Origin of the sequence: Tautonia marina (assembly GCF_009177065.1) — a bacterium.
GTDB classification, from domain to species: Bacteria; Planctomycetota; Planctomycetia; order Isosphaerales; family Isosphaeraceae; genus Tautonia; species Tautonia marina.
On the sequence record NZ_WEZF01000068.1, the window covers coordinates 1 to 706 of the forward strand.

Consider the following 706-nt stretch of genomic DNA (forward strand, 5'->3'; position numbering starts at 1 on the left):
TATCCTTGAGGGGAACTGATCGAGGACGAACCATGGGACGAATCCGCAAGCGGCACTCACCGGCCTTCAAGGCGAAGGTCGCCCTGCAGGCCACCAAGCAGGAGGCCACGATCGCCGAACTGGCCCGGGAGCATCAGGTCCATCCGGTCCAGATCAGCCAGTGGAAGAAACAACTGCTCGACGGCGTTGAGGACCTCTTCGCCAGTGGGTCGAGCAAACGAACCCCCGATCCCGAGGCCCTGCAGGGCGAACTCTACGAGCAGATCGGTCGGCTCCAGATGGAGCTGGCCTGGGTGAAAAAAAAAGCTGGCCTCTGACGTCGCCACGCGGCGGGGCTGGATCGAGCCGAATCATCCGCAGCTGAGCATCCGTCGCCAGTGCGAACTGCTGGGCTTGAACCGGTCGAGCTTCTACGCCGAGCCGGCCCGCGAGTCGGCCACGAACCTGCGGCTGATGCGGCTGATCGACGAGCAATACCTCAGGACACCGTTCTTCGGCAGCCGTCGCATGACGGCCTGGCTGGCCAAGCAGGGAGAGCGAGTCAACCGCAAGCGAGTCGGGCGGCTGATGGCCCGGATGGGCCTGGAGGCGATCGTTCCCGGCCCACGCACGAGCACGCGAGACCCGGACCACGAGGTCTACCCGTATCTGCTCCGAGGGCTGACGATCGACCGCCGCGATCAGGTCTGGTCGACCGACATCACCT

General features: G+C 64.9%; 2 protein-coding genes. Both read left to right on the top strand.

All coding sequences use genetic code 11. From position 1 onward, the window contains the following. The first annotated feature begins 32 nt into the window (after positions 1–32). A complete protein-coding gene (locus GA615_RS27230) occupies positions 33–317 on the top strand; it encodes a transposase (protein WP_152054499.1) in 285 nt (94 codons plus the stop codon). Between the two features lie 76 nt (positions 318–393). Beyond that, positions 394–706 (top strand): IS3 family transposase (locus GA615_RS27235; protein ID WP_152054500.1); only part of this gene is annotated, 313 nt, incomplete at its 3' end.

Excerpts from the sequence above, each read along its gene's own strand:
- GA615_RS27230 (WP_152054499.1), top strand. The coding sequence starts at position 33 with ATGGGACGAATCCGCAAGCGGCACTCACCGGCCTTCAAGGCGAAGGTC.